This is a genomic window from Myroides pelagicus (genome assembly GCF_009711055.1).
Taxonomy (GTDB): Bacteria; Bacteroidota; Bacteroidia; order Flavobacteriales; family Flavobacteriaceae; genus Flavobacterium; species Flavobacterium pelagicum.
This window is the reverse complement of record NZ_WMJY01000086.1, coordinates 1-884: the sequence shown is the minus strand read 5'-3', so window position 1 is coordinate 884 and position 884 is coordinate 1. Positions and strand designations below refer to the sequence as shown.

Below are 884 nucleotides of genomic sequence, written 5' to 3'. Positions count from 1 at the left end.
TGAATTAAAAAGGACAGACCTTTGTGTTATATAAATAATAAGTATGGATAACTATATAGAGTTTGTAAAAATGATTTTGCCAGAGTTCTTAGTAGAACACTTTAATTTAGTCAAAACAGTAAAACAAGGAGAAACTATGCATCTGTATTTCGAAGAACTAAATGTAGTTCCTTCTGAAGCAAAAGACCGTATCCTTATCGCTCACGGCTTCCATAATGAAATAACAATACAAGACTTTCCTTTACGAGGAAATAGTGTTTATCTGCACGTAAAACGTCGTCGTTGGTTAGACAAAACAACTCGTGAATTAGTACAACGAGATTGGAATCTTGTAGCTAAAGGCACTCGTTTAACTAATGAGTTTGCCTCTTTTTTAAAAGAGATTAATCGATACTAAGGCAAATGATTGTCATACCATAGGAGGATTCTTTAATATTGATGGCAAAAAGTTACAACGTCAATACAGAGATTCTCTTAGTGATTTCCAAGATTGGGAGCATAAAGATCACGCAACAGAATATCTTCTATTTCCAGAAAACATAGGACCTAAACTATCAATTGATGAAACAGCTTTATCCAAAGGTGAGCTATATACAATTATCACAAATAAATACGCAAAAGGAAAAAAGGGCAGTTTGATAGCTATATTCTCTGGTACTAAAGTAGAACCAATTATTGAGAAACTTCTTACAATATCCTCTAAAACAAGAGCTAAAGTTAAAGAAGTTACTCTTGACATGGCTAATTCTATGAAAAAAATTATAACTAAATGTTTTGTCAATGCTGTGCAGGTAACAGACCGTTTTCATGTACAGAAGCTTGTCAATGAAGCTGTACAAGACATTAGGGTACAAGAACGATGGAAAGCTTTAGATGTCGAAAAC

General features: G+C 33.3%; 2 protein-coding genes. Both read left to right on the top strand.

Features of this window, described 5'->3' with window-relative positions:
* Positions 1-43: 43 nt before the first annotated feature.
* Positions 44-397: an ISAon1 family transposase N-terminal region protein gene (locus GJV77_RS14660; RefSeq protein ID WP_155037071.1), complete on the top strand. Its 354-nt coding sequence runs from the start codon at positions 44-46 to the stop codon at positions 395-397.
* Positions 387-884, top strand: a 498-nt coding sequence (locus GJV77_RS15045; protein ID WP_162521644.1) for an ISAon1 family transposase, incomplete at its 3' end; no start/stop codon positions are given. The genes GJV77_RS14660 and GJV77_RS15045, both read left to right, overlap by 11 nt.